General features: G+C 65.7%; 21 protein-coding genes. 10 read left to right on the top strand and 11 right to left on the bottom strand.

The genetic code is table 11. The features are described from left to right. Positions 1–2 precede the first annotated feature (2 nt). From ACXR2W_RS04455 to ACXR2W_RS04445, 3 genes are read left to right on the top strand one after another with little or no spacing between them, the layout of a single operon-like run. On the top strand, positions 3–878 hold the full coding sequence (locus ACXR2W_RS04455; protein WP_458814015.1) for a branched-chain amino acid ABC transporter permease: 876 nt from the start codon (positions 3–5) through the stop codon (positions 876–878). Next, positions 865–2,619, top strand: a complete 1,755-nt coding sequence (locus tag ACXR2W_RS04450; protein WP_458814013.1) for a branched-chain amino acid ABC transporter ATP-binding protein/permease — start codon at positions 865–867, stop codon at positions 2,617–2,619. The genes ACXR2W_RS04455 and ACXR2W_RS04450 overlap by 14 nt, the downstream gene beginning before the upstream one ends. Further along, positions 2,616–3,311 carry an ABC transporter ATP-binding protein gene (locus ACXR2W_RS04445; RefSeq protein WP_458814011.1) on the top strand — a complete coding sequence of 232 codons (696 nt, stop codon included), beginning with the start codon at positions 2,616–2,618 and terminating at the stop codon, positions 3,309–3,311. Before ACXR2W_RS04450 ends, ACXR2W_RS04445 begins: the two co-directional genes overlap by 4 nt. Positions 3,312–3,469: 158 nt before the next feature. On the opposite strand, the gene ACXR2W_RS04440 is transcribed toward ACXR2W_RS04445, so the two are convergent. Continuing rightward, entirely contained in the window at positions 3,470–4,378 is a 909-nt protein-coding gene (locus tag ACXR2W_RS04440; protein ID WP_458814009.1) for an SDR family NAD(P)-dependent oxidoreductase, read from the bottom strand. Between the two features lie 249 nt (positions 4,379–4,627). Here ACXR2W_RS04440 and ACXR2W_RS04435 point away from each other — a divergent pair, with 249 nt between their 5' ends. The 3 genes from ACXR2W_RS04435 to ACXR2W_RS04425 all read left to right on the top strand — a co-directional run bounded on the left by ACXR2W_RS04435 (position 4,628) and on the right by ACXR2W_RS04425 (position 8,791). Then, positions 4,628–6,274, top strand: coding sequence for an amidohydrolase (locus ACXR2W_RS04435; RefSeq protein ID WP_458814007.1), 1,647 nt, complete (start codon positions 4,628–4,630; stop codon positions 6,272–6,274). A gap of 16 nt (positions 6,275–6,290) precedes the next feature. Further along, the gene (locus ACXR2W_RS04430; protein ID WP_458814005.1) at positions 6,291–6,593 is read left to right on the top strand and encodes an EthD family reductase; all 303 of its coding nucleotides are present in this window, start codon (positions 6,291–6,293) and stop codon (positions 6,591–6,593) included. 116 nt (positions 6,594–6,709) lie between these two features. Continuing rightward, positions 6,710–8,791, top strand: a complete 2,082-nt coding sequence (locus ACXR2W_RS04425) for a primary-amine oxidase (RefSeq protein ID WP_458814003.1) — start codon at positions 6,710–6,712, stop codon at positions 8,789–8,791. Between the two features lie 596 nt (positions 8,792–9,387). Here the strand turns inward: ACXR2W_RS04425 and ACXR2W_RS04420 are convergent. From ACXR2W_RS04420 to ACXR2W_RS04400, 5 genes are read right to left on the bottom strand one after another with little or no spacing between them, the layout of a single operon-like run. After that, positions 9,388–11,709, bottom strand: a complete 2,322-nt coding sequence (locus ACXR2W_RS04420) for an arylsulfatase (RefSeq protein ID WP_458814001.1) — start codon at positions 11,707–11,709, stop codon at positions 9,388–9,390. Positions 11,710–11,711: 2 nt separating this feature from the next. After that, positions 11,712–12,509: an ABC transporter ATP-binding protein gene (locus ACXR2W_RS04415; RefSeq protein WP_458813999.1), complete on the bottom strand. Its 798-nt coding sequence runs from the start codon at positions 12,507–12,509 to the stop codon at positions 11,712–11,714. Next, positions 12,506–13,342, bottom strand: a complete 837-nt coding sequence (locus tag ACXR2W_RS04410; RefSeq protein ID WP_458813997.1) for an ABC transporter permease — start codon at positions 13,340–13,342, stop codon at positions 12,506–12,508. Before ACXR2W_RS04410 ends, ACXR2W_RS04415 begins: the two co-directional genes overlap by 4 nt. After that, the gene (locus ACXR2W_RS04405; RefSeq protein WP_458813995.1) at positions 13,342–14,121 is read right to left on the bottom strand and encodes an ABC transporter permease; all 780 of its coding nucleotides are present in this window, start codon (positions 14,119–14,121) and stop codon (positions 13,342–13,344) included. Before ACXR2W_RS04405 ends, ACXR2W_RS04410 begins: the two co-directional genes overlap by 1 nt. A 3-nt stretch (positions 14,122–14,124) precedes the next feature. Beyond that, a complete protein-coding gene (locus ACXR2W_RS04400) occupies positions 14,125–15,129 on the bottom strand; it encodes an ABC transporter substrate-binding protein (RefSeq protein WP_458812263.1) in 1,005 nt (334 codons plus the stop codon). A 214-nt stretch (positions 15,130–15,343) separates the two neighbouring features. Here ACXR2W_RS04400 and ACXR2W_RS04395 point away from each other — a divergent pair, with 214 nt between their 5' ends. Next, positions 15,344–15,952: a TetR/AcrR family transcriptional regulator gene (locus ACXR2W_RS04395; protein ID WP_458812260.1), complete on the top strand. Its 609-nt coding sequence runs from the start codon at positions 15,344–15,346 to the stop codon at positions 15,950–15,952. 44 nt (positions 15,953–15,996) lie between these two features. On the opposite strand, the gene ACXR2W_RS04390 is transcribed toward ACXR2W_RS04395, so the two are convergent. The 3 genes from ACXR2W_RS04390 to ACXR2W_RS04380 form a co-directional block, all read right to left on the bottom strand. After that, positions 15,997–17,628, bottom strand: coding sequence for a GMC family oxidoreductase (locus ACXR2W_RS04390; protein ID WP_458812619.1), 1,632 nt, complete (start codon positions 17,626–17,628; stop codon positions 15,997–15,999). A gap of 226 nt (positions 17,629–17,854) precedes the next feature. Further along, entirely contained in the window at positions 17,855–19,384 is a 1,530-nt protein-coding gene (locus ACXR2W_RS04385; RefSeq protein ID WP_458812257.1) for an ABC transporter substrate-binding protein, read from the bottom strand. 181 nt (positions 19,385–19,565) lie between these two features. Continuing rightward, positions 19,566–21,902: an arylsulfatase gene (locus ACXR2W_RS04380; protein ID WP_458812255.1), complete on the bottom strand. Its 2,337-nt coding sequence runs from the start codon at positions 21,900–21,902 to the stop codon at positions 19,566–19,568. Positions 21,903–22,058: 156 nt separating this feature from the next. Between ACXR2W_RS04380 and ACXR2W_RS04375 the strand changes: the two genes are divergently transcribed. The 3 genes from ACXR2W_RS04375 to ACXR2W_RS04365 all read left to right on the top strand — a co-directional run bounded on the left by ACXR2W_RS04375 (position 22,059) and on the right by ACXR2W_RS04365 (position 23,695). Beyond that, on the top strand, positions 22,059–22,652 hold the full coding sequence (locus tag ACXR2W_RS04375; RefSeq protein WP_458812252.1) for a TetR/AcrR family transcriptional regulator: 594 nt from the start codon (positions 22,059–22,061) through the stop codon (positions 22,650–22,652). A gap of 117 nt (positions 22,653–22,769) precedes the next feature. Next, entirely contained in the window at positions 22,770–23,363 is a 594-nt protein-coding gene (locus ACXR2W_RS04370; RefSeq protein ID WP_458812249.1) for a TetR/AcrR family transcriptional regulator, read from the top strand. A gap of 98 nt (positions 23,364–23,461) precedes the next feature. Beyond that, positions 23,462–23,695, top strand: a complete 234-nt coding sequence (locus tag ACXR2W_RS04365) for an addiction module protein (protein ID WP_458812246.1) — start codon at positions 23,462–23,464, stop codon at positions 23,693–23,695. A 332-nt stretch (positions 23,696–24,027) separates the two neighbouring features. Here the strand turns inward: ACXR2W_RS04365 and ACXR2W_RS04360 are convergent, their stop codons facing one another. After that, entirely contained in the window at positions 24,028–25,116 is a 1,089-nt protein-coding gene (locus ACXR2W_RS04360; RefSeq protein WP_458812243.1) for a phosphotriesterase family protein, read from the bottom strand. Then, entirely contained in the window at positions 25,116–26,210 is a 1,095-nt protein-coding gene (locus tag ACXR2W_RS04355; protein ID WP_458812240.1) for a phosphotriesterase family protein, read from the bottom strand. The genes ACXR2W_RS04360 and ACXR2W_RS04355 overlap by 1 nt, the downstream gene beginning before the upstream one ends. Positions 26,211–26,280: the final 70 nt, after the last annotated feature.

The following is a 26,280-nucleotide window of genomic DNA, read 5'->3' as shown; positions in this document are numbered from 1 at the left end:
GCGTGAACGGCGCGGCCCTGCTGCAGGGCGCGCTCTCTGGGCTCGCCGCGGGCGGCGTGTACGCGGTGCTCGCGGTCACCCTCACACTCATGTCGAGGCTCGTGCGCGTTGTCAACTTCGCGCAGGCCGCGACCGGCATGTTCGCCGCGTTCACCGCGGTGTGGCTCGCGCACAAGCTCGGTATGCCCGTGTGGCTCGCTACTATCGCGGGCATCATTGTCGGTGCGGCCCTCAGCGCCCTCATCGGTTGGATCGCCGCCGTGTGGCTGTCTGAAGCCGACCTGTCGACCCGCTCCGCCATGACCGTCGCCCCGCTTCTACTGCTCATGTCGCTCTCCTACATCTTCTTCGGCAACAAGCCCCAGCCCTTCGCCCCGATCATTAACGGGCCCGCCTTCGAAGTCGCAGGCGTCGTCGTGAGTTGGGTCACCATCGTGACGGTGTCACTCGCGGTGATTGTGGCTGCCGCGGCTGGCCTCGTGCTGCGCAAGACAACGATCGGCACGAAGCTGCGTGCGCTGTCAGATCGGCCCACCACGGCCGAACTCATCGGCATCGCGTCACGCCCACTGTCCATCGGTGTGTGGGCGGTCACCGGCGCCATCAGCGCCGTCACTATTTTGATCATCGCCCCCACCCAGTCCAACGACGCGGTAAGCCTGTCGATGCTCATCATTCCCGCGGCCGCGGCCGCGCTGCTGGGCGGGTTTAAGCGCCTCGACCTCGCTGTCGTGGGCGGGCTCCTGCTCGGCCTCATCGGCGGCATGGTCGCGCAAATCTCTGAGCTGACCCTCGTGCGCAGCTTCGTGCCGCTCGTGTTCATCGTTGTGATGCTGCTGTGGTCGCAGCGAAAGGAGGTGTGGGATGCTGCTCGCTAACCCTCGCCTACGGGTGATCGCGCCCGTCATTGTGGCGGTCGTAGCCGTCGCTATCGGCTACGCGCTGAGCGTTGGCCTGTCGGGCTACATCGTGTACCTCGCGATCAGCATGATCACGGCATCAATCGCGATCTTGGGCCTCGGCATCGTTACCGGATCGGCCGGCATCATCGCCCTGTGCCAGCTCTCGTTTGGTGCGATCGGTGCCTGGGTGGTTACCTGGATGAACGCGAACGAGGCCCCCGGCGGCTTCATCGTGTGGCTCATTGCCGGTGGGCTTGCCGCGAGCGTTGCGGGCATCATTATTGGGCTCCCTGCGCTGCGTCTACGCGGGGTCAACCTGGCCGTCGTGACCCTCGGATTTGCCGCTGCCCTCGACGTGCTCATCGTGCAGACCCAGTTCCCTGGCCAGAAGGACGGCCTGTCTGTCGCACGCCCCGCCATGTTCTCGAGCGACCGCGAGTACTTCTTCTTCTCAATGATCGTGCTCGTGATCTGCGCCTACGGCGTGTTCTTGCTGCAGCGCAGCCGCGTCGGCAGCAGCTGGAAGGCCGTCGCGTTCTCCGAGCGCGGCACTGCAGCAGTCGGCCAGAGTGTGCGCCTCGCCAAGCTCTCGGCTTTCGCTGTGAGCGCGGCGCTCGGCGGTGTCGCCGGCGGACTGCTCGCGGGCCAGGTGGGCATTCCCTATGCCTCGAGCTTCACACCGATCCAGTCGCTCGCGCTCTACATCCTTGCCGTTATGAGCGGCGCGTACCTCATTGATATGGCGATCTTCGGCGGCATCCTGTGGGTGCTCGTTCCCGAACTGCTGCGCCGCTGGGGCGTACCCCAAGACTGGGGTTTCGTCGTGTTTGGCCTGCTCGGCATTCAGGCCCTCACCGCGGGCTCCAACCTGGGTGAGGGGATCCGGAGCCTGACGAGAAAGAAATTTGGGCGCAGGATCTCGCCCGCCACAGCGGGTGACGTGTCGACGAGCGTACTCGACGTGTTCGCTGTGCCCGAGGCACGCGAGCCCGTCGCGGCCGGGGCGCCCCCCGTGCTCGCGGTACGCGGGCTGGGCGTGCAGTTTGGTGCGCTGAAGGCACTCGACGACGTGTCGCTCGAGGTGAAGCCGCGTTCGATCATGGGTCTCATCGGGCCAAACGGCGCCGGCAAGTCGACGTTTGTCGACGCCGTGAGCGGGTTTCTGCCGCAGCACACCGGCGAAGTCTCGCTGGACGGCGCCGATATTACGCGGCTCGATCCGGTCGCGCGCGCTCGTAAGGGCCTGCGCCGCACGTTCCAGCAAGATCGCGTGCCGCCGCAGCTCACCGTCGAAGCGTATGTGCGATTTGTCGCACGTAAACGCCTCGATGTTGAGGAGCTGCGTGACGCGCTTGCGTTCATGGGATGCCCGCCGCCAGAGGAGAAGCTCGCGAACGTCGACGTCGGTACGCGAAGGCTCATCGAGGTCGCGGCGGCCGTGCTGTCTGGGCCCAAGGTGCTGATTCTTGATGAGCCAGCCGCCGGTCTTTCACACGAAGAGCACATTCAGTTTGGCCACCGGTTGACGCGTATTCCATCGCGTTTCGACACCGCGATTGTGATCATTGAACACGATCTCGACCTCGTGCGCAGCGTGTGCACCGAGCTCACGGTGCTCGATTTTGGGCGTGTGCTCGCGCAGGGTGAGGCAGCGGCGGTGCTTGAGGATCCGGCCGTGATCGCGGCCTACATGGGAGATGCGGAGGTCATTTCATGAGCGAACTGCAGCTGACCGGGGTGACGGTGAGGCGGGGCGCTGGCCCCGTGATCTCGAACGTCGATCTGACCCTTCGGTCGGGCGAAGTGCTCGCGCTCGTCGGCCCCAACGGCGCCGGCAAAACGAGCCTGCTCGAATCGGTGTCGGGCGTGATCGGTCACGCCGCGGGTGACATGGTCGTCGATGGCGCTTCGTTTGGTGGGCTGGGTCGCGTGCAGCGCGCGAAGCTCGGTATCGCGCACATCGAGCAGGGGCGCGCGATCTTCCCGTCGCTCACGGTGCGCGAGAACATCATGCTCACCGCGAAGACGCAGCGCGCGCTCGACGAGGTGCTCGCCTCGTTCCCTGAGCTCGAAAAGCGCATCGATTCACAGTCGGTGCTGCTTTCGGGCGGCGAGCAGCAGATGGTGGTGCTCGCGCGTGCATTTGCGTCGAAGCCGAGGTTCTTGCTGATCGACGAGATGAGCCTGGGCCTCGCGCCCGTCGTCTTCATGCGCCTACTGCCGCTGATTCAAGAGATCGCTGCGTCTGGGGTGGGGGTGCTGCTTGTTGAGCAGTTCACGCACCTCGCGCTCGGCATCGCCGATGAGGCGATGGTCGTGGCGAGCGGCCGCGTGAGCGAGGCGCAGGGCCCCGCGGCCCGCCTGTCCGAGGACCCGGATCTCTTGCGGGCGGCCTACCTCGGCGGGTGACGGTTTCTCGGCACGGCTTCAAGCATCAATCGAGCGTCAGCCATCAGTATTCTGAAAATACTGATGGCTGACGCTCGATTGATGTGTAGGCCTGTTCATGTATCGGCCTCATGCTGTGTAAGAGTGCCCGTGATCGGGTTGCCCCTAATGCGCAGGAATCACATGCCCGCGTGCTCGAAGGCAAGCGTCGGCAGGTCGACGATGTGCGCGCCGCCGTCTGCGACGATCACCGCGCCGGTGATGTACGACGACTGGTTCGAGCCCAAGAACCGCACGATTGACGCAATCTCTGCGGGCTCGGCGGGGCGCCCGAGCGGCACATCTGCTGTCACTGCTGCGTAGCCGGCCTCGCGGCCAGTAATCTCTGCGGCGTGTGCCGCAAACTCGTCCATCTCTGCGTCGGCCATGGGCGTGCGCACCCACCCCGGGCAGATCGCGTTCGTGCGCACGCCGAGCCTGGAGTAATCACGGGCGAGGCTGCGCGTGAGGCCCACGAGGGCGTGTTTGCCGACCGTGTACCCCGCGACCGAGGGGCCCGCGAATAGCCCAGCGAGCGACGACACAATCACGATTTGACTGCCTGCCGAACCATTTTCTGCCGCACTGCGTCGCAGTTCGGGCAGCGCTTCACGAGTCATCACGAACGCGGTCGACAGGTTCGCCTTGATCGAGCTTTCCCAGTCATCATCGCTCGTGTCACCGACCGCCGAGAAGCCATGCCCACCCGCGTTCGCGACGAGCACGTCAATGCGGCCAAACTTCTCGATCACCTGCGCAACGGCGGCACGGGCGGATGCACCGTCTGCCGCATCGGCCACGATCGGGGTCGCCCCCGTGCGCGCCTCAGTCTCTTCGAGCGGGCCCAGTCTGCGCCCCACAATGACGACGCGAGCGCCCTCTGACACATATCGCTCAGCGATGGCCGCGCCAATGCCCGTGCCGCCGCCGGTGATCACGACCACTCGGCCGCTGACATCGCTGCCTGTGTTGACATCACCCCTTGTGGAGACATCACCAATTGCGGAGACGTCGTTACTCTCATTGGGGGTTTCGGTCTGCTGGGTCATGGTGTACCTCTCGAGTGTGTTGCGGCTGCGTTGCCGCGTAAATAGTGTGCCGAAAACTACGCGCTAGGTGCGAGTCAGCACCAAGCTGCGCGCTCTCGGCCCATTGGTGGTCACAGTGAGACAAGCGCACGGGCCCGGCACCAGCAAGAATTGCAGCAGTACCTCAAGCCCACCGACACAACTGTCTACGATTGTAGAATAATCGATGTGTGTGCATCTCACACCCTCCCCGCAGCAGAAACGGAGTCAATGTTGACCACCTACCCAGACCTCATCATCACCGACGCTCGCGTGTACACAGTCGACGCGGCACAGCCCTGGGCAGAAGCCCTCGCAGTCAAAAATGGCCGCATTCAGGCGGTGGGCAGCGCCGCAGAGATTGGGGCGCTGCAGGGCCCGGGCACCGAGGTACGTGAGCTTGGCGGCGCCTTTGTCATGCCCGGCCTCGTCGATGCTCACAACCACCACGCCGTTGCGGGCGAGGAGGAGCTGTTTCAGCTGCGCCTGCCCATCGGCGCGCACCTCGACGAGATCATCGCCGCGGTGCGCACACACGCAGCGACGCTTCCCGCTGATGCCTGGGTCGTAGGCGGCCCCTGGGCGAGCGATCGCCTGGGCGAGGTCAACACGGCAGCGGCCCTCGCGCTTCTCGACGAAGCTGCGGGCGGGCGCCCCGTGGTGCTCTCTGACGACTCGCATCACAACCGCTGGGTCTCTTCACGCGCGCTCGAGCTCGCTGGTGTGAGTGCCGGATCAGAGGGCGTCGTGGTCGACAGCGCGGGGCGCGTAACGGGTGTGCTCCTCGAAGCCGCGGGCATTCCTGTCGCGCAAGCGCAGCGCGCTGCGGGTGGGCTCACCGAGGAACAGAACCGTGACGCATCGCGTCATGGCGTCTCGATTCTCAATTCGTTTGGCATCACCGCGTTTCAAGACGCCGCCATCGGCGCTCACAACCTCAGGGCGTTGCACGCTCTCGACACCGCAGGCGAACTCGACGCTTGGGTCGTCTCGTCGATGCTCGTGAACGACGACATCTTCGGTTACCCCGAGATCGGTGACGAACTGGTGTTTACGGGCGAACAGTACCGCACCACCCATCACCGCCCCGACTTCGTCAAGATCTTTCTCGATGGGGTGCCCCCCACCGGCACCGCTGCCTTTATTGAGCCTTATCTGCCCAGCGAGGCACACGGCCACGACCACCACGGCGAGACCCTATTCACCCCGAGCGAGCTCACCGACTGGCTGCGCCGCGTCGCGCAGGTGGGTCTCGGCGCCAAGATTCACTGCACCGGTGACGCATCGGTGCACGAGGTATTGAACGCCGTCGAGACGCTGCGCGCCGAGGGCATCACAGATACGCGCTACAGCATCGCGCACGGACAGTTTGTGCACCCCGACGACGTAGCCCGATTTGGCAAGCTGGGTGTCGACGCCGAGATCTCGCCGTTTATCTGGGTGCCCGGCCCGATCGCGCAGGCCATCAGCGAAGTGCTGCCCGCCGAGCGCGCCGAGCGTATGCAGCCGAACCGCGACCTGCTCGACACTGGCGCAGTCGTCGCGGGCGGCTCGGACTGGCCGGTCTCCCCCTCACCGAACGCGTGGGAAGGCATCCACGGCCTCGTCACCCGTCAGGATCCGAGTGGTCAGTACCCCGGCACGCTCTGGGCCGAACAGGCCATCTCACTCGAGGAGGCCATCGCGGCGTTCACCATCGGTGGCGCCACATCGATGGGGCTTGGAGGCGAGGTCGGGTCACTCGAAGCCGGCAAGTCGGCCGACTTCGTGCTGCTGGACCGCAACCCGTTTGAGCACCCCGCGACCGAGCTCGTCAAGACCCAAGTCGACGAGACCTGGTTCGCTGGCCGACTGGTCTTCGCGCGCTCCGACAGCTAATTATTAGGAGACCCTCGTGTATAAACTCATCGTGCTCTACCCTGAGCCCACCGATCCGGCCGCCTTCGAGTCGTACTACCGCGACACTCACCTGCCCCTGTGCGCGAAGCTGCCGGGCGTCCAAGATATCTCGTTCGCGATTGGCCTGGGGGCACCAGCTCCCTACTTCGCGATCTTCGAGGCGACTTTCGCCGACGAAGCGGCCCTCGGTCGGGCGATGAGCTCCTCCGAGGGCCGGGCGGTCGAAGCCGACGTGCCTAACTACGCCACCGGCGGCGCGACCGTGTTCACGTTTCCGGTCGAGCAGCTGGCGCTGTAGTCCGTGACCGGGGGCTCGGGCTCGTTCCCGGCCCCCGCACCACCTCGGCTAGTTCGCTAACCAGGGGTGGCAGCGCATACTGGTAAGTGTCACCCCGACTGGCAAAGGAGCCACCCATGTCTGTTGATGCGTCCGATCGTTCCACCCACACCCACGGTCAACGAGTCACCGAGCCCACTTCTGTCGTGCACCCGCTCGATCCGCTCACTGCAGCAGAAATCGCGCAGGCGCGGTCCCTGCTCGCCGCGGCAGGGCACCTCGGCAAGCACCAGCGCGTCGCGCAGTTGTTGCCCCTCGACCCAGACAAGGCGTGGCTTGCAGCGTGGACTCCCGGCGACGAGATTGAGCGTCGCGTCGAGGTCGTGCTGCTCAATGTCTCAGACGGCACTTCGCAGCTCGCCGTCGTGGCGCTGCACGGCACCAACACAGCAGGCGCAGCAGGCGCTATCAAGAGCATTCGCGCCATCGACACGGCCACCGAGGGGCAGCCGCAGTACATCTTCGAGGAGTACGATCGCGCGGCAAGCATCGCCAAGGCCTCAGATGGCTGGCAGGCCGCCATGCGCCGCCGCGGCCTCGAGGACCGCATGGAGCTCGCGTTCTGCGCACCACTCGCGCCCGGTTTCTTCGGTCGCGCAGACGAGGCTCATAAGCGCGTCATCCGCTCGCTCACGTTCTTGCGCGATGATCCGCAGGACAGCCCCTGGGCGCACCCTGTCGAGGGGCTCATCGTGCACATAGACCTGTCGAGCGGCAGCGTGATCCGCGTCGAAGACGAGGGCGATGTGCCGGTGCCCACAGCCCACGGCAACTACACGGCCGACGCGCAGGGCCCCGCGCGCACGAGCCTCAAACCGATCGAGATCACCCAGCCCGAGGGCCCCAGCTTCGAGGTCAACGGCTCGCGCGTCACCTGGGAAAACTGGTCGTTTCGCGTGGGCTTCAATCAGCGCGAGGGCCTCGTGCTCAACCAGCTCAAGTTTCGTGATGGCGACGAGGAGCGCGAGGTGCTGCATCGCGCGAGCGTACCCGAGATGGTCGTGCCTTATGGTGACACGGCGCCCGGCCGCTTCTGGATCAGCTACTTCGATGCCGGCGAGTATCTGCTCGGCAAGAACGCAAACACGCTCAGCCTCGGCTGCGACTGCCTCGGCGTGATTCACTATTTCGACGGCTTTGTGCCCGACGATCACGGCCACCCTGTCAAGATCCCCCAGGTCATCTGCATGCACGAGGAGGACTACGGGATCCTCTGGAAGCACACCGATCTCGACGGCAACACCGAGGTACGCAGGTCTAGGCGCCTCGTCATCTCGTACTTCTCGACCATCGGCAACTACGACTACGGCTTCTTCTGGTACCTGTATCTCGACGGCACCATTCAGCTCGAGGCGAAGGCCACCGGCATCGTGTTTGCGAGCGCAGGTGACCCCGGATCGCCCAACCCCCACGCGCCCGAGATCGCTCCCGGCATCTTCGCGCCGGTGCACCAGCACCTCTTTTGCGCGCGGCTCGACACCGCCCTCGACGGCGAAGCGAACACGCTGCACGAGGTCGAAGTGGCGGGGATTCCGATCGGACCCGAAAACCCGCACGGCAACGCGTTTACCTGGAACAGCCGCCAGCTCACCACCGAGCATGAGGCCAGGCGGCGTGCGAACCCCGCCGCCGGGCGGGTATGGGAGGTGCGCAGCGCCGAGCGCACCAACAGGCTCGGCCACCCCACCGCGTTCAGGCTGCTGCCGCAGGGCCAACCCACGCTCATGGCGCAGCCAGAATCGACGGTCTACAGTCGGGCCACGTTTGCGACCGAGCATCTGTGGGCGACACAGTATGCCCCGGGCGAGCGGTTTCCGGCGGGCGACTTTCCAAACGCGCACCCGGGTGGTGCGGGCCTGCCTGCATGGACCGCGCAGAACCGATCGCTCAATGAAGAAGACATCGTACTCTGGCACGTGTTTGGACCGACTCACGTGCCACGCCCCGAGGACTGGCCCATTATGCCCGTCGACTACTCGGGCTTCTTGTTCAAACCGCACGGCTTTCTTGACGAGAACCCGGCCATGAACCTACCCGACGGCGCGAATCGGGGAGGAATGACAGGCGCGTGCTGTGCCAGCGGTGGCTGCGGCTGCTGCGCGGGCGGCGCCTGCCGCTGCGGCAGCGCGGGTTGCGCGTGCGGTAACCCGCGCGCCTAGTGCCTGAGTTGACCGGCTGAAGCGAATTTCGCGGCCCCCATACATTGGGGTCGCCCTAGTGTCGGAAATACCGCCCGCCGGCGCTGTAGGTTGATCCATAGCGTTCACACGTCGTTATTATGCCCACCTCTGCCTACCGTTTTGACCTGCGCCTACGAAAACTGCGGTTGTTTGACTGCGAAATCGTAGGCGCAGGTCGGACTCATAGGCGCGAGTGGGCGGCCATGACTCTGCACACAGTTACACAGGCGCAGACACAGGACTCGTGCCACTTTGGTGCTGGCGTGCAGTGCACACCAACTCTTCACGTCATCCCGCGCGAGCTTGCGAGTCGCGGGATCCACACCACAGCGGCTGGATTCTGCGATGCACTCCGTGCCCGCAGAATGACAGGTACTAGGACGTGCCCGCAGAATGACAGGGCATGTAGGACGTGCCCGAAAACGGCAGGGCGGACCATGCCCAGCAAACGGCCACGACGCGTGGGGTGGGGCCTTCCGGGCCGCTGCTTGGTTGGGTCTGGCAGGAGCGGCGGCGCAGCCGACGCGACCGGAGAGCAGCGGCCCGGAAGGCCCCATCCCACGCCCCGCCTACCATCAGTCGGCGATGGCCGCTACGGCCTCCCCGATCCGGCGCAGCACCGTGTGATCGTGACTCGATCTGGCGCCGGGCACATAGCACAGGCGCTTAATCTCACCGCTGGTAAACCGGTAGCTGCGGTGTGCTTCGTACAGCTGCCAGTCGACCGGGCCGCCGTAGTCGTATCCGACGCTAATACCGGTAAACGGCGCCATGCCGAGCAGCATGGGCACCTGCGCGATCTCTGCGGCGAGCGCACCGTCGACTTCGAGGCGTAGCCGCCAGCGCAGCTCGGGCAGCTCGTCTACGCGCAGCACGAGCTTGTGCAGGCCCGGCGCAAGCCTGGCGCCACGTGCCCGGTGCATATTGCCGTACGCGTTGTACGAAATGAGTGGGGCACTCTCGTCGATCGCGAGGAGGTAGCCGCCGCCCTGGTCGCCGTGCGCAACGATGACACCCGCCGCGTTCTCACCCACGAAGATCTCGGAGTCGACGACGAACGATCGCAGCACCGTGAGTTGAGCCGAGCGGTAGCGCTCGAGCGGCGGGCGAAACGGCACGAGCGTCACAGGGTCTTGGAGCATGCGCTCGGTTTCGGGCCGGTTCTGGTGCAGGCTGCCGTCGTCGTCGAGCGGAAATACCGCGTTGTGCCACGCTTCTTCGCGCCACTTCTCGGCGAGGTCGGCGGTGCGCTCGGGCTCCGCCGCGGCGAGGTTGACCGTTTCTGTCGGGTCGCTGGCCAGGTGGTAGAGCTCCCATGTTCCTCCCACGGCCCCCTCGGCGCGGGTGGGGGTGTGATCAGACAGCGCCTTCCACTCCCCCTCGACCATGGCCCTGCGTCCCACCACTTCGAAGTACTGTGCTGCACGGCCCGCGGCCTGCGGGTCTGACAACACATCGACGACGCTGCGCCCGTCGGGGGTTTGTGCGGGGAGGCCGGCGAGCGTTGCAAGCGGCGCAACGCCCGCGAGCTCGAGCAGCGTGGGGGTGAGGTCAGACACGAACACAAACTGCTCGCGCAGCCCTCGTGCGCTGATGGGTGCTGCCGGCCACGACACGATCAGCGGCGCGTGCACTCCCCCCTCGTAGGTCGTCGACTTGAACGAACGAAACGGAGTATTTGAGACCCGCGCCCACCCGGTCGGGTACTGGCTAAAGAGTTTGGGGCCGCCGATGTCTGCAACGTTTCGGGGTACATCGCGCACCCAGTCGCTCGGTAGTTCACCGTTCGTTCCAAACTGCGCGAAGTAGCTGCGGGTACCGGTGGGGCCGCCCTCAGCGGTGCCGCCGTTATCGCTCGCCAGCACGATGATCGTGTTGTCGAGCTCACCCAACTGCGCCAGCCGTTCACGCAGCTGCCCGACGCTCTGGTCGATCGAGTCGACAGCGGCGGCGTAGACCTCCATGTGCCGCGCAAACAGGGCGCGGTCTGCCTCGCTCAGGGAATCCCAGGCCGGGATCTTGTCGCCGTCGGCGAGGGCTTCGCTCGGCAGAGTGGCGTGATCCGGCACGATGCCGAGCTCTTGCTGCCGCGCGAAACGGGACTCGCGCAGGGCGTTCCAGCCGGCCTCGTAGCGGCCCGCGTGCCGCGCGATGTCGGCCTCTTTGGCCTGGATCGGGCCGTGCACCGAGGTGTGGGCGTAGTAGAGCAGAAAGGGCTTCGCGGCGTCGTTGACCCGCAGCTCGTCGATCATCGCGATCGCCTCGCCCGTGAGTTCGTCGGTGAGGAAGTAGTCGTCGGCGAACTCGGCTACGTCGACGACCGAGTTGTCGCGTACGAGCCGGTGCGGGTGGTGCAGCGATGTGAAGCCGTCCATTGACCCGAAGTAGCGGTCGAAGCCGCGCTGCAGCGGCCACGACGACTTGTCGGCCGCGTCGTGCAACCGCGATTCACCCGTCAGGTGCCACTTGCCGACCATGAACGTGGCGTAGCCGCCCGCTCGCAGAGACTCGGCGAGCGTCGCCGCATCGCGCGGTAGTTCGCACGTGAACCCGGGGTAGCCGGGGTCGGTGTGGGCGACGAATCCGAAGCCTGCGCGGTGGGGGTTTAGCCCCGTGAGCAGCGCCGCTCGGGCGGGCGAGCACATGGGGGCCGTGCGGTAATTCGTGAATACCCAGCCGCCCGCGGCGGTGTCATCAATGTGCGGGGTAGGAATCTCGCTGCCGAAGGGGCCGAGGTCGCTAAACCCGAGGTCGTCGATGAGCATCACGACGATGTTGGGGGCGCCTTCGCGGGCGCGTTGCGCGGCGGGCCACCAGGGCGTCGAGTCAGAGACGAACTCGCTCGCGCGTCCCTCGAACCCTTCGTAGCCTCGGCGTGCTGGGCCCGGCGCCGCCACGGTTACCCCGCCTTTCTGATGAGTTCGAGGATCTCGGTGCGCAGCCTTGCGAACTCAGGCAGCGAGCGCGAGCTGATCTGGTCACGCGGCTCGGGCAGGTCGATGTCGAGAATTGTCGTGACGCGCGCGGGGCGTTCACCCAGCACGACCACGCGGTCAGACAGGTAGACGGCCTCGTCGATGTCGTGGGTGACGACGACAATTGTCATGCCAAACTGTTCGCGAATCTTGAGGCACAGGTCTTCGAGTTCAAAACGCGTCTGCGCGTCGACCGAGGCGAACGGCTCATCCATGATGAGCACCTCGGGGCGATACGCGATCGCGCGGGCGATCGCGACGCGCTGCTGCATGCCGCCCGACAGCTGCCACGGATACTTCTGCTCGGCGCCCGCAAGCCCCACGGCTTTCAGCGCCGATGAGATGCGCTCTTCACGTTCGGCGGCTGGCAGCCGCAGGTGCTTGAGCGGCATGCGCACGTTCTTCTCGACCGTCAGCCACGGCATGAGCGAGCGTGTGTACTCCTGAAACACGAGGGCCATCTGCTCGGGCGGCCCATCGATCAGGTTGCCGTCGATCTCGGCGCGGCCCGACGAGATCGACTGCAGCCCCGTGAGGCACTTGAGCAGCGTCGTCTTACCAATGCCCGAGGGGCCGACGATGCACGCAATCTCGGCCGCGCGCACATCGAAGGTGAGGTCGGCGATGACCGGCACAGACCCCTTCTTCGTCTCGTACGTCTTGGCGAGGCCCTGCACGCTGAGGCGCACCGGTGCGTCTGCGAGAAAAGCATTGGGGCTCATAGGTTCTTCTCCGTCTCTTGAGCGGCGATGTACCAGCGCAGCACGCGGCGCCGGAAGATGTTGAACAGTGCAGTGGACGCGTAGCCGATCACGCCCAGCACGAGAATGCCGACCCACATGTCGGCGATCATGAACGACTGCTGCGCGAGGAGCGTCCACGCGCCGAGGCCCGTCGATGACCCGAGCATCTCGCTCGCGATCATCACGACGAACGCGGTGATGAGGCTCACCTGCACCCCCGAAAGAATTCGTGGACTAGCAGCGGGCAGTGTGACCGAGAAGATCCGGTCGACCCAGCCGAAGCGGTACACGCGGCTCACCATCGCGAGCGTAGGTTCGGCGCCACGAATGCCGTCGATGGTCGAGATGAGCACCGGAAACACCGAGGCGAGCGTGATCGAGAGGATACGTGTTTCGTTACCGAATCCGATGAGTGACACGAAGATCGGTACGAGCGCGACAGGCGGAATCGCGCGGAAGAAGTGCACGACCGGTTCGATCAGCCACGACAGCACCGGCACCATGCCAAACGCGATGCCGAGTGCCACACCGATCACGCACGCGAGCAAGAACGACAGCACGAGGTTGCCCACCGACGAGCCCACGTTGATCCAGAACAGCTCGGTGCCCAGCACGTCGCCGAAGCGACTGAGAATCTGCTGCAGCGGCGGGAAGAACGCGTTCGTTGACGAGGCGGAGGTGACCCACCAAATCGCCAGCAGCACGACCGGTACGGCAATTTCGACGGCGATGAGGGCTCCCTTGGGCAGCCCCGAACGCCGCTGCTTGCGCGCGACACGCGTGCGCACCCTGATTGACGAGGTAAATACCATTAGTGCGCCTCCTTGCGGTACTGCGGGTGCCAGTGCAGCAGCCGTCGTTCGCCCCATTGGCTCAGCCCCTGCACCATGAGACCCAGGATGCCGAGAATGAGCACGTACGCGAACAGCTGTGGCTGGTTGCCCGAGAGCTGCGAAAGCACGAGGCTCTGTCCAAGACCGGGGCCGCCACCAATAAGCCCCGCCACAACCGCGACGATGAGCGCGGTGGGAGCTGCGACACGCAGCGCGGTGCCGATGTAGGGCAGCGCGCTCGGCAGCACGATGCCAAACAGGATCTCGCTGCGGCTGAGACCGTACGACTGGCCCGTCGCCTTCGCGACCGGATCAGTATCGAACACGCCCGCAGAGGACTGTACCGCGATTGCCACGAAACAGCCGAAGAATGTAAGAAAGATGCCCATGCCCATGGTGGGGCCGAGCACGAGGACAACGATCGGAAGCACGACGATCGGGGGGATCGGCTTCAAAAACTCGAGGGGCACGCGGGTCGCGTGCATCGCGAGCGGCGAGACACCAATGCCCACGCCCAGGATCACGCCGAAGAGCGCGGCGAGCACGAGGCCCACCACCGACATGACGAGGGTGTCGTAGGTGGCCTGCCACATTTCGGCGGTGCCGAGCAGTTGCACGGCCTCAGCGATAGCCTCACCGGCGGTGGGGAGCGGCGAATCCTTGAGCGGGCCGACCGCGGCAGACACCTGCCACACGCCGAGTGCGGCGAGGGCGCCTACGGCGCCCACGCCCCACTGCGCGACTCGATTGGATGCCACGGGTTAGCCCTTGGTCCAGATGATGCCGTTCAGGTCGACCGGCTTTTCGAGGAAGCCGAGCTTCACCATCTTGTCGTTGACGTTCTCAAGGTCACGCGGGGCGACTTCGAGCGGCCAGTACGGCACGACGACCTCGTCGACGCTGAGCTTCGAGTCGGTGTACTTGAGGCCCGCCTCGATCGATTCTTCGGGGTGCTCGTTGGCGTACTCGTTCGACTTCTTGACTGCGCGCTGGAACGCGGCGATCGCGTCGGGTTTCTGCTCGATGACCGGCTTACCGCTCACCCACAGGCCGACGGCACCCTCGCCAAAGAACGCCACCGAGGGCGCTGCGATCTGTTGCGAGCCCTGCTCCTCTGCCTCTGATGTGAAGGGGCTCACGAGCGCGGCCGCGTCAACGTTGCCACTCTTGAGCGCAGCTACCGCCGAGGTGAAGTCGAGCACGACCCACTCAACGCCGGTGTCGGGGTTGATGCCCTCTTGCTCGAGCAGGTCAGCGATGACCACCTCGAGCTGCGCCTTGCGCGCGGGGATCGCGATCTTCTTGCCCGCGAGGTCCTTGATCGAGGTGATGCCGCTGTCTTTGCCTGCGAACAGGCCGGTGTCGTCGAACTGCGTCAGGTCTTCCTCGTCAAGCACACCGGGCTGCGCCCCGTCTGCGGCGCCGACAACGTAGAGCGCGACGCCCTGACTGAGAGCGTTCATGAGCGGAATGCTCGGCGAGTAGGCGACGTCAATCTGACCGCCCTGCGCGGCAGCGAGACCGGCGGGCGGGTTCGCGACGATCGACGTTTCGATTTCAAGCCCCTCCTCTTCGAAGAACCCCTTTTCGATGCCGTTGATCAGGCTGCCGTCAGACGTGAGACCGATCGTTGCGACCTTGAGCTTGGTGAGCCCGTCACCGCCGGCGTCGCCGCCGTCGCTCGCGCCACCCGAGCAGCCGGCGAGCACGAGGGCGGCAGCCGGAAGCAGCGCGAGGGCTGCGATCAGGCGATTGTTCTTCTTCATGTGCGACTCCTTCGTCGACGTTGTGCTGGTGTAAGCCAGGCGACCCTGTGCTGACACAGTACGTCACCATCTGGTGATTAACAAGGATAATCTCCAATCGGTGTTGAAAAATAACGAGCAGATAACGTTTCATCACCAACTGGTGACGAAAAAGGGGTGCATGATCGACTCTTGTAGTGCACACTGCCTCACGTGGGCGCCAAGGGAGAACCAAATGCCAAAGATCGTTGACCACGAAGAGCGACGCCGTCACATCGTTGAGGCGGTCACCCGCATTATCATTCGCGACGGCTTCGATCGCGTCACCATGCGCGAGATCGCGGCCGAGGCCGGCTACGCCCACGGCGCGATCGTGCGCTACTTTCCCAACAAGAACAGCCTGCTCACCGCATCGTTTTTAAGCCTCTACGACCAGGCGAACGCGCGCATCGCCACCGAGCTCCCCGGGCTGCGCGGGCTCGCGGGGCTCGAGCGCATCTGTCTCGAGATCTTGCCCTTTGGCGAGGTCGGGCCGCTCTACGCCCGCGTGGTGATCTCGTTCTGGGATCACGCCTCACAAAACGAGGGGCTCGTCGAGATTCACCGCGAGAACAACAGCCGGTGGCGCGAGCTGTTTCGGATGTTCCTCACACAGGCGCGTGAAGACGGCGAGCTCGCAGCGCACGTCGACATCGAGGCAGCCGTCAACCAGGTCGCCGCCCACAACGCCGGCTGGCAGATGACAGCGGTGCTGCTGCCCGAGAACGCGGGCGACGAAAACGTGCAGCGGGCGCTCGACACCCTCATTCAGGGTCTTCGAGCGCCCGCCGACACTGCTCAGTAGCTACCGCGCGAAACCGCTACCGCGAAACAACTACCGCTCAGCAACTATCGCTCCCCCGCCAACACAAACTTCGCGCCCAGCTCGCCGATCACGACGGCAGGGGCGTTCGTGTTGCCGGTCGTGACCCGCGGCATCACCGACGCGTCGATCACGCGCAACCCATCAATGCCGTGCACCGCGAGCCTCGGCGAGACCACGGCCAGCTCATCGACGCCCATCTTGCAGGTGCCCACCTGGTGGTGGTACGTCGCGACCGTGTTACGCACATAGTCGACCAGGTCGTCGCCGTCGCCCACCTCGGGCCCCGGGTACACCTCGGTCGCGCCCCACGCGCCCGCGAGCGCGGGCTGCCGACCGATGCGGCGGCACTGGCGCACCGACGCGACGAGCGAGGCCACGTCTTCTTCGTGTCCCAGCGCGTCAATGTCAATGCGCACCGGATCCTTCGCGCCCGGCCCCGACAGCGTGAGTTCGCCGCGGGCCTGCGGTGTCACGAGCCCGCCCATCAGGGTGAACCCGTCACCCGTGCGCGGCGCGAGCGTGTCACCATACATCGGCACCGAGAAGTTGATCGGCTGCGTGTCTGGGCGATCGAGCTCTGCGCGACTCTTCCAAAACAGGTGCGTCTGCGTCACCGAGCGCCCCGCCACGGGCGGCCCGACGGGCTGCTCGGTCTCAAAGATCACGGGCGCGAGCACGTGATCGTGCAGGTTTTTGCCCACCCCCGGCAGGTCAACGCGCGACACGATGCCGTGTGCGGCGAGCTCGCTGGCAGGTCCGATTCCGGATCGCAGCAGCACCCGTGGCGAGTCAAGGGCGCCTGCCGCGAGGATCACCTCGTCGGCGTACAGCTCGTGCAGTTCGCCGCCCTGTTCGTAGCGCACACCCGTGACCCGCGGGGTCTTGTGTGGAGCGTCTGCCGCGGCCGCCGATCCGGAGCCAGCGCCAGAGGAACCCGCAGCGTCAGCAGCGAAGATCAGCTCGTGCACCTGGCAGCCGACCTCTACGCGCACGCGGTCGCGCACCGGCTTCAGGTACGCCATGTAGGTGTTGAACCGCTCGCCGTCGCGCATGTTGACCTGCTGCTGCGAGACGCCCTCGACCGATGCGCCGTTGTAGTCGGGGTTGTGCGTGAGCCCCTCTTCGACCGCGGCGTCGATTATGGAGCGCTGAATCGGGGCGAGCTCATACTCGCTCGTCACATCGAGCAGGCCATCGCTGCCGTGCAGCGCGGGGTCGCCCGAACCGTGAAAGTTCTCGATGTCGCGGTACACGGGCAGCACATCGTGCCAGGCCCAGCCGTCGTTGCTGAGTTCGGCCCAGTGGTCGAAATCCTCGGGCACGCAGCGCACCCAAATCATCGCGTTGAGCGAGTGCGAACCGCCGAGCACCTTGCCGCGGGGCAGGTGCAGCCTGCGACCGTTCGCGCCGGGCTGCGGCTCGGTGTAGTAGTCCCAGTCGTCGGCGCTGTGCCACAGCTCCCCCATGCGGCTCGGGTCATGAATCGCGGGGTTGACGTCTTCGCCGCCACCCTCGAGCACGGTCACCTGCACGCCCGCGTCGGCGAGACGCCTGGCCACGACAGAGCCCGCAGAGCCCGCTCCCACAACGATCACGCTGCGAGGTGCGACACCTGGCGCGCTGGGTGTGCTGGGTGTGCTGGGTGTGCTGGGCATTGCCGCGGGGGTAGTAGTTGCTTCAGTCAAGACGATCCTCTCTTGCGCCGCGTCGTTGCAGCGCCCACCTAGTGTTGAGCCTGCCACCGCACGCGCGAGAGCGCGAGCGAAACCCACGGGTTATTCCCGCTGATACAAGGGTCTCGCTCGCGCTCTCAAGTGGGCGACGCAGGGTCGCTGTTGCCGTGACCAGCTGCAGCGAAGTGCCGCGGCGCAGCGGCAGACGCTACTTCGCCGGCTGAATCTGGCGCAGCGTGGGGAACATCATGCCGGTGACGGGTTCGAGCTCGATGCCCGCGTCGGTGACAAACACGTTCTTCGACTGGTACCAGGGCACAAACCACGCCTCTTCAACGAGCATCGCGTTGAGCTCGCGAATCTTCTCGTTCTGCTCGTCACCGCGGGGTGCGGCGAGCGCTTCGTCGATCTTGCCCTGCAGCTCGGGGAACTCACTAATGTCGGGCTCGGGCATGTACCACTGCGGCACGGTGAGCTGGCGCGCGATCGACGCTACGGGCTCGGCGTCGACGGCGAGTGATACGAGGAACATCGGGTAGTTGCCCGCGTTGGCCTGGTAGTCGGCCATCTGGTACTCGTCCCACTTCAGGCGCAGCCCCAGGTCTTTGAAGGCCTGTTCGACGGTGGCCTGCCAGGGCTGAAACCCGGGCGCCATCGGCAGCGTGACGTCAAAGCCGTCGGCGTAGCCCGCCTCGGCGAGCAGCTTCTTCGCCTCTTCAATGTTGGCGCCGGCTGCACGGTTAAGCTCTTCGTCGTAGCCGGGATAGCCCGCGGCAAACACCTGGTTGGTGTACACGCCCAGGCCGTTACCGACGGCGTCGAGCATGGCCTGGCCATCGAAGGCGAGATTCAGTGCCTGGCGCACGCGCACGTCACCGAGCGGCTTCAACTGCTTACCGGTGTGATCGTTGATACGAATGCCCGCCCAGGCGGCGACTTTCTCTGCCACGTTCCAGTTGTTCTGTTCGGCGAGCTCGAGCGCCGTCGCGTCGGCGAACGCGACGTTGATCTGCCCGGCCTCCATCGCGTTGTTGCGGGCGCTCGGATCCTGCAGCGGCAGCACGCTCACCGTGTCAAACGGAAACTCGTCTTCTGCCCAGTGCCCGTCGACGCGGTCGAAGTGGTATTCGGCGCCGGGAATCGTCGTGTCAGAGAGCGTGTAGGGGCCCGAACCCACGGGTGCTTCAACGAGCGTGCCCGCTTCGATCGCCTCGGGGGCGGCCATGTAGCTGCGACCGAGCCCCATGAAGTAGAGCAGCCGGTCGTCGCGCTCGTTCATGTGGATCTCGACGGTGTCGTCGTCGATCGCTTCGAAGCTGTCGACGTTCAAGTAAGCCTCGCGAGAGGTCACACCCTCCTTCAAGAACTCGAGGTTCGCTACGGCGACGTCGGCGTTAAACGCTTCGCCGTTCGAGAACGTCGCGTCGTCACGCAGGTTGAGCGTGATCGTGAGCGCGTCGTCTGAGATCTCCCAGTCGGTCGCGAGCGCGGGCACCGGCTCGCCGTCGCCGTTAAGAGCTACGAGCGGGTCGTACACGGCCGAGAGGTACGGGCCGTTAAAGCCGATGTCTGCGATGCTCGGATCCCACGACACGAGGTCGAGGAAGTTGCCGATCTTCAACTCGGTCGGGGCTGTGGCGGCGGCATCGCCGCCTGCGGCCCCGCCGCCGCCCGCGCACGCGGTCAGGGCGAGCGCTGCAGCCGCGAGCGCCGATGCTGCGGTGAGTGTTCGTTTCATGATGTTCCTTTCGAAAACGGGTACTGCAATGAGTGTGGATCCTGCGAGTCGCTTCGCTCCCGCAGGATGACGAGGGGCGGGCACCCCGCCCCGTCACCCTGCGCGAGCCTACGAGGGGCGGGCGCCCCTCCTTGTCACCCTGCGCGAGCCTGCGAGTCGCAGGGTCCAGGGAACTGGCGGCCTAGTCTGCGAGCTCGGCCACGGCCTCGCCAATGCGCCGGATCACGGTGTGGTCGTGACGCGATTTCGCACCGGGCACGTATGTGAGCTGTTCGATCTGCCCTCCGGTGAAGGGAAAACTGCGGTGCAATTCGTGCAGCTCCCAATCGACGGGGCCCCCGTAGTCGTACCCGACGCTGATGCCGGTGAAGGGTGACATGCCGAGCAGCATGGGCACCTCGGGCAGCGCTGCCACCTCCTCGCCACGGGCGCTGAGCGACACCCGCCACCGCAGTCCGTCGAGCTCGGTAAATCTGAACGACAGTTCGTGGCTTCCGGGTGCGAGCCGGGCGGCGCGAGCGCGATGCATCTCGCCGTAGGCGTTGTAACTCAACAGCGGCGCGCCCGCTTCGAGCGCCAGCAGGTACCCTCCGCCCTGGTCACCGTGCGCGACAATCACGCCCGAGGTTTCGGCGGTCACGGTCACACGTGCCTGCACTTCGAACGAGCGCAGCACCGTGAGCTTCGCGGCCCGAAAACGCTCGAGCGGTGGCCGAAACGGGGTGAGCGTCACGGGCAAAGACAGCGCGTTTTCGGATTCGGGGCGGTTAAGAAACAGGGTGCCGTCGTCGTTCAACGGAAACACGGTGTTGCGCCAGGCCTCGCTGCGCCATGCCTCCGCCATCTCGTGCACCCGGTCTTCGTGGGCGGCAGCGAGGTCGAGCGTCTCGGTGGGGTCCACGGCAAGGTCGTAGAGCTCCCATGCGCCGCCCGCCGCCCCGTCTGCGGAGGTGGGCGGTTTGGTCGACACAGCCTTCCAGTCCCCCGCCACGAGCGCGCGGGCCCCGAACGCCTCAAAGTACTGTTTATAGCGGCCTGGTTGCTGCGGCGTCGCAAGCGCTGGGGTAAAACTCTTGCCGTCGACCTCGAGTGCGGGCTGCCCGTGGCGCGAGGCGAGCGGCGAAACACCCGCCAAGTCGAGCAGGGTCGGAGCCACGTCTGACACGAACACGAACTGGTCGCGCAGCCCCTCCCCCTTCAGCGGCTCCGGTGCGGCCGGCCACGACACGATCAGCGGCGCGTGTACCCCGCCCTCGTACACCGATCCCTTAAACGACCGAAACGGGGTGTTCGAGACGCGTGCCCAGCCGGTCGGGTAGTGCCCGTGCACGCGCGGGCCACCAATCAGCTCGGGGTCGCGCGGCACGTCGCGCACCCAGTTATCGGGCAGCTGCGCCCCGGCCACGAACTGTGAAAAGTAGCTGCGCGTGCCAGTGGGCCCACCCTCGGCGGTGCCGCCGTTATCGCTCGCGATGACGATGATCGTGTTGTCGAGCTCACCGAGCTGGGCGAGCCTTCGTGTGAGCCGCCCCACGCTCTCATCGACCTCGTGCACCGAGGCCGCGTAGACCTCCATGTGCCGGGCGAAGAGCTCACGCTCGGCGTCTGACAGTGCACTCCACTCGGGTACCAGCGCGTCGTCGGCAGCATCACCTGTGGGCAGCACGGCATGATCCGGAACTATGCCGGTCGCCTTTTGGCGCGCAAACCGGGCGTCGCGCAGCGCGTTCCAGCCCGCTTCGTATCGGCCGCGAAAGCGGGCGATCGTCTCGGCCTTGGCCTGTACCGGCCCGTGCACAGCGGTGTGCGCGAAGTAGAGAAAGAACGGTTTCGAACGGTCGTTGGCGCGCAGGTCGTCGACCATGCCGATCGCCTCGTTCGTGAGATCATCGGTCAGAAAGTAGCCGTCTTCGAACTCGGTGCGCGCCACGACCGCGTTGTCACGCACGAGCCGGTGCGGGTGGTGCAGCGAGGTGAAGCCGTCCATTGAGCCGTAGTAGCGGTCGAAGCCGCGCTGCAGTGGCCAGGTGGCACGGTCACCGGCGTCGTGCATTTGCGACTCGATCGTGAGGTGCCACTTGCCGACCATGAAGGTCGCGTAGCCACCCGCGCGCAGCGATTCGGCGAGCGTGGGGGCGGCATCGGGCAGCTGGCAGTTGAAGCCGGGGTAGCCGGGGTCGACGTGCGCTACCGCACCGAAACCGACGCGGTGCGGGTTCAAGCCCGTGAGCAGCGCGGCTCGTGCGGGCGAGCAGACGGGGGCCGTGTGATAGTTCGTGAACACGCAGCCGCGGCCCGCGATCTGGTCGATGTTGGGGGTGTCAATTTCGCTACCGTACGGCCCCAGGTCGCTGAACCCGAGGTCGTCGACGAGCACGACGACGATGTTGGGGGCCGTGCTGGCCGCGCGGTGTGCGGCGGGGTACCAGGGGGTGGACTGCGAGGTGAACTCGTGAGCCAGGCCCTGAAACTCTTCGTATCCGCGTGCGCCGCCTGGGGCCTTCGCCGCTTTCGTCACATCACCCTCCATCGTTAGAGACCATCTGGTCACTAAACACTAAACCTTTTTTGTGACCATTTGGTCACAAACCGGTAACGCTTGCGATATTCGCGCTAACGTGGGTGTCATCGGGCCACAGTTGTGGCTCGTTTGCGCGAACGAAAGGAGACCGTCATGCCCAAAGTTGTTGACCACGACGAGCGTCGCAGCGAACTCGCCGCCGCCGCATGGCACGTCATCGCCCGCGACGGATTCGACCGCCTCACCATGCGCAACATTGCCGCCGAAGCTGGCTACTCCCACAGCGCCTTTGCCCGCTACTTTCCCGACAAAGAGGCCCTGTTGCACGCGGCGTTCTTGCACACTCGCAGCCTCGCCGACGAGGGCATTGTCACCGCCACGAGCGGTGAGCGTGGGCTTGCGGCCCTGCGCAGCATGTGTCTCACCATCATGCCGCTCGGCGAAGACGGGGCGGCCCACGCGCGCGTCGCCCTGGCGTTTTGGAACCACGCCGCACAAAACGACACGTTTGGGCAGTCGCAGCGCGAACACGCCCACTCCTGGCGCGAGCGCCTCCTCACACACCTGGGCGAGGCGGAGGCCGACGGCGAGCTTGCGCCGGGCGTCGATCTCACCGTGGCGTCCGACGAGATCGCGGCCGCCAACATGGGGTGGCAGACGCTGCGCCTCATCATGCCCGAGTTCGCCACAGACGCACGCATGACCGCCGCGCTCGACTCGCTGCTCGCGAGCCTGCGGCCCGCGTAACGGCGCGCGCAACGGCGAGCGCTTCGGCCGACGTACCCACGAGAGTTACCGTTTTTCGTCTACGATGGAGAACTATAAAGCGCCCCTGGCGCTGACATTCAGCTAGCAAGGATGCACATGCCCAAGATCATTGACCACGACAAGCGCCGCGCCGACATCGTCGAAGTCACCTGGCAGCTCATCGTGGAGGGCGGCATCGAGGCCGCCACCATGCGCGAGATCGCTGCACGGGCGGGCTTCGCCAACGGGGCCCTCAAGCACTACTTCTCGGGCAAAGACGCCATCGTCGCGAGCGCCTACGAGCGTTCACTCGGCAGCCTCGGCACCCGAGTGCTCGAACACATCGAGGGCAAGCGCGGCATCGAAGCACTCGAGATGTTTATGCGTTTCACCCTGCCCATTGAGCAGGAAGATGCGACAGCCGCCCGCGTGCTGCTCTCATACTGGGAGCGCTGCGCGTTTAGCCCCGAAATCAAGGGCGGCTACGACGCTCACCTCGACGTGTGGAAGGCAGGCTACCTGACCTTCTTAGAGCAGGGCAGGGAAGACGGCGACATCGTCATTTCGACTCCGGACGACCAGCTGGCAGACGAGATCATCATGATGAACATCGGCGCCACCGTGATTGGCGTGGTGAGCCCCAGCCACCTGCACGAGAGCGTGCTGCACGCGCAGGTCACCGATTTCATCGCCAGGCTGCGCCGCGCGTAGCGAGCCAGCGTGCGCCCCCGATCCGTAGTTTCAGACAGCCAGCTCTGATGCATCCTCGCCCTCTGGCTCTCGTCAGCGGCAGCACCTACACTGACGGTATGACCATGGCAGAAGTGATCGCGGCCGCGATAGCCCTTACCCCCGAGGAACGCTCGCGAGTAGCCGATGTGCTGTCTGACGTAGACGGCCCTGATGCAGTTGCGGTCGAGACTGCTTGGGCTAGAGTGGCTACCCGGCGCGCCGATGAACTTGACCGCGGCACGGTCGCAGGCCTCACTCGCGAAGACTTGAAGGCGCTTTTAGCCAATCGTCGTGCATCGAGATCCGTGTGAGCTTCACGCTCGTCGTCCACCCCGAAGCCGCAGAAGAGCTGAACTAAGCAATCGCTTGGTACGAGCAAGGCGGTCAACACCGAGGTGTTGCGTTTGAAGCTGCCGTCGACAGACTAATCGATCGCTGCCTCGCCTGGCCCCGCTCAGGCGAGATTGTTCCGGTGCCCGAAACTGAGCGGGTCTTCCGGCACGCAAGAATACCAAGATCTCGCTATCGTCTCATCTACTCCATTATCGGCCAGAGGTTCGCAGTGCTGGCTTTTGCGCACGAAAGCCGTATGCCCCTGTACTGGGCCAGTCGTGGCTGACCCAGTAGTAAAGAGCTGAACCGACTAGCGATCTTTGGGCGCCCGAAACGCGAGAATGCGCGCGGGGTTGTCGACCATCATCGCCGTGAGGGCCTCGTCCGAGACACCAAACTCTGCGAGCGTCGGCAAGAAGTGTTCTTCGATGTACCCGTACCCGTGCCCTCCGTAGCGCACGAGCTGCACCTTTTGACAGACGTCACCGCCCAGCACAAGCTGGCTGCCCCAGCCATCGGCCACGAGCTGGGCGAAGCCGCGCGCCACGACACGGTCAGTGAACGGAAACAGCGTGCCCCACGGGCTGCCCGTCGTGCCCAAAAAGTCGGCTTCAACACTCACGCCGCGAGCAAGCAGCCGCTTCGCGAGCGGCATCTCGTCGGCGATCGTACCGGCGTGCCCAAACACGACCGATCGCGGGTCTGCGCCTTCTTCTTCGAGCGCGTCGAGCACGCGCAGCTTCTCTTCGCCGAAGCCACCCATGTGCAGTGTAATCGGCGCACCGGTAATAGCAGAGGCCCGCCCTGCGGCACGCACACTGCGCATCTCGTCGGGGTGCACGGGGTTACCCTCGGCCCCAACCTCACCGATGATGCCCGACTTCACGTACTGCCCTGGGCCCACGCGCGTGCCTACTACGAGGTCGCGTACGATCTCGTCAGTGAGCTCTTCAAGCGAACGCTCGGCAAAGCCCGCAGGGTGCAGATCTTTTTGGTACCAGCCAGCCCCCATCACGATGTTGAGGCCCGACGCACGGCTGAGCCGAGCGAGCGCTTCGGGGTCGCGGCCCACCCCAAACGGGGTCACCTCAACCATCGTGCTGCCGCCGTAACGTGCGAAGTGCGACACCTCGTCAAGCATTTCGTCGAAGTCGCCGAGCACGTCGTTGTCAGAGTTCACGCGCCCGCGACGCACGGCGGCAAGGTTCGCCACCGTGAGCGGTTCGTGCACGGCGTCGTCCCACTCCCCCGCCCGCGGGCCCGGCGTGTGCAGCGGCCTGCGAATGTCGAGGAACAGGTGCTCGTGCATGAGCGTGCGGCCGAGCAGCTCTGGGCGCAGCACGCCCAGCACCGTCTGCGCGAGCCCTTCGCGGTTGGTGATCTCAAAATCGTGCGACATTAGCGGTCTTCTCCTGTAGCGGGGGCGTTTGGTGCGGCGATCTCCTCTGACGAGCGCGCAAATACGGCCGCGGCGTTACCCGCGGCGACAGCGGCGAGTAGCTCTGCGCCAGCACCCACCATGCCGAGGTAGGGCAAGAACTGCTGCGACAAGAACTCGAGCCCGTTGCCACCAAACGCGGTGAGCCGGTGCTTTCGTCGCACCCCGCACCCCGCGAGCACGCGGTCGCCTGCGCCCTCGGTCCATAGCGCGGTGAGTGCGAGAGCCGTGTCGTGGTCTGAGACCACGGTCGTCACGTTGGGCAGCTTGCCGAGCGCATCGAAGCACATGACCACCCCGAGATCCACCACGCCTGCCAGCTTCGCCTGGTCGATGCCCGCTCCCGGCGCGCCGGTCGCAAGCCGAGCCCCAATGAGCTCGGCCATGCCGGTCACGACAACGCGGTCACGCGCGAGCCCCGCCGCGTCGGTCGCGGCGAGACCCCGCCTGGCCGCGGCGATGTCGCTTGCGGGCGCAAACACGAGCGCGACCCCGGCGCGCCTGGCCGCCCGCGCCGCGGCCGTCACACGCTCAGCCTCGGCATCACGCCGAGGCCCCTCGCCCGGCAGCTCGATGAACCCGACGGCGCCCGCCGGGTACTCGGCACGCGACAGGTCTGCCAAGATCTGAGCCTCGAGTGCTTCTGGGCTGGGCGCTTTTTGATCCGGATCGAAACCCGCCAGCCCATTGGTGCCGCCGACGATGTGGGCGCCGCTCGTGCGGGCGAGCTCACCGAGCTCACCCGGGCTCCACGAGGCGCCGTGACCCGCGAGGGCCGCCACGACCGCGGTGCCCTCGTGGGTGCTCGTGAGCGCGGTGAGCATGCCCGCGGCGTCTTGGGCCGTGAGGGTGCGGTCGCAGGCGTTCTCGGCGCCGAGCATCAGCCGCCCCAGCATCTCGGGGGCGACGCTCGCGCGCGCAAACGCGGCCGCCGTGGCTGGCACCGCGGCGTTGCCGAGCGGCTTTGCCGGGCGTGCGATAAGCGTTTCGGCGGGCAAAAACAGGTCGATACCGGCGACGTCAATGTCGCCGAGCACCGTGGTGACGAAGGGCATGCTGCTCGTTTCGTGTGAGCCAAGTGTGTCAAGAAAGTAAGCCCGCGACCGCATGTAGGGGGATGGCGGT

The organism is Leucobacter faecis (assembly GCF_054456695.2).
The sequence above is the reverse complement of the archived record's forward strand: the minus strand, read 5'-3'. Positions and strand labels throughout refer to the sequence as shown.

Excerpts from the sequence above, each read along its gene's own strand:
- ACXR2W_RS04385 (WP_458812257.1), bottom strand. The coding sequence starts at position 19,384 with ATGAAACGAACACTCACCGCAGCATCGGCGCTCGCGGCTGCAGCGCTC.
- ACXR2W_RS04390 (WP_458812619.1), bottom strand. The coding sequence starts at position 17,628 with ATGCCCAGCACACCCAGCACACCCAGCACACCCAGCGCGCCAGGTGTC.
- ACXR2W_RS04450 (WP_458814013.1), top strand. The coding sequence starts at position 865 with ATGCTGCTCGCTAACCCTCGCCTACGGGTGATCGCGCCCGTCATTGTG.
- ACXR2W_RS04355 (WP_458812240.1), bottom strand. The coding sequence starts at position 26,210 with ATGCCCTTCGTCACCACGGTGCTCGGCGACATTGACGTCGCCGGTATC.
- ACXR2W_RS04365 (WP_458812246.1), top strand. The coding sequence starts at position 23,462 with ATGACCATGGCAGAAGTGATCGCGGCCGCGATAGCCCTTACCCCCGAG.
- ACXR2W_RS04415 (WP_458813999.1), bottom strand. The coding sequence starts at position 12,509 with ATGAGCCCCAATGCTTTTCTCGCAGACGCACCGGTGCGCCTCAGCGTG.
- ACXR2W_RS04410 (WP_458813997.1), bottom strand. The coding sequence starts at position 13,342 with ATGGTATTTACCTCGTCAATCAGGGTGCGCACGCGTGTCGCGCGCAAG.
- ACXR2W_RS04425 (WP_458814003.1), top strand. The coding sequence starts at position 6,710 with ATGTCTGTTGATGCGTCCGATCGTTCCACCCACACCCACGGTCAACGA.
- ACXR2W_RS04370 (WP_458812249.1), top strand. The coding sequence starts at position 22,770 with ATGCCCAAGATCATTGACCACGACAAGCGCCGCGCCGACATCGTCGAA.
- ACXR2W_RS04375 (WP_458812252.1), top strand. The coding sequence starts at position 22,059 with ATGCCCAAAGTTGTTGACCACGACGAGCGTCGCAGCGAACTCGCCGCC.
- ACXR2W_RS04395 (WP_458812260.1), top strand. The coding sequence starts at position 15,344 with ATGCCAAAGATCGTTGACCACGAAGAGCGACGCCGTCACATCGTTGAG.
- ACXR2W_RS04400 (WP_458812263.1), bottom strand. The coding sequence starts at position 15,129 with ATGAAGAAGAACAATCGCCTGATCGCAGCCCTCGCGCTGCTTCCGGCT.
- ACXR2W_RS04440 (WP_458814009.1), bottom strand. The coding sequence starts at position 4,378 with ATGACCCAGCAGACCGAAACCCCCAATGAGAGTAACGACGTCTCCGCA.
- ACXR2W_RS04445 (WP_458814011.1), top strand. The coding sequence starts at position 2,616 with ATGAGCGAACTGCAGCTGACCGGGGTGACGGTGAGGCGGGGCGCTGGC.
- ACXR2W_RS04360 (WP_458812243.1), bottom strand. The coding sequence starts at position 25,116 with ATGTCGCACGATTTTGAGATCACCAACCGCGAAGGGCTCGCGCAGACG.
- ACXR2W_RS04435 (WP_458814007.1), top strand. The coding sequence starts at position 4,628 with ATGTTGACCACCTACCCAGACCTCATCATCACCGACGCTCGCGTGTAC.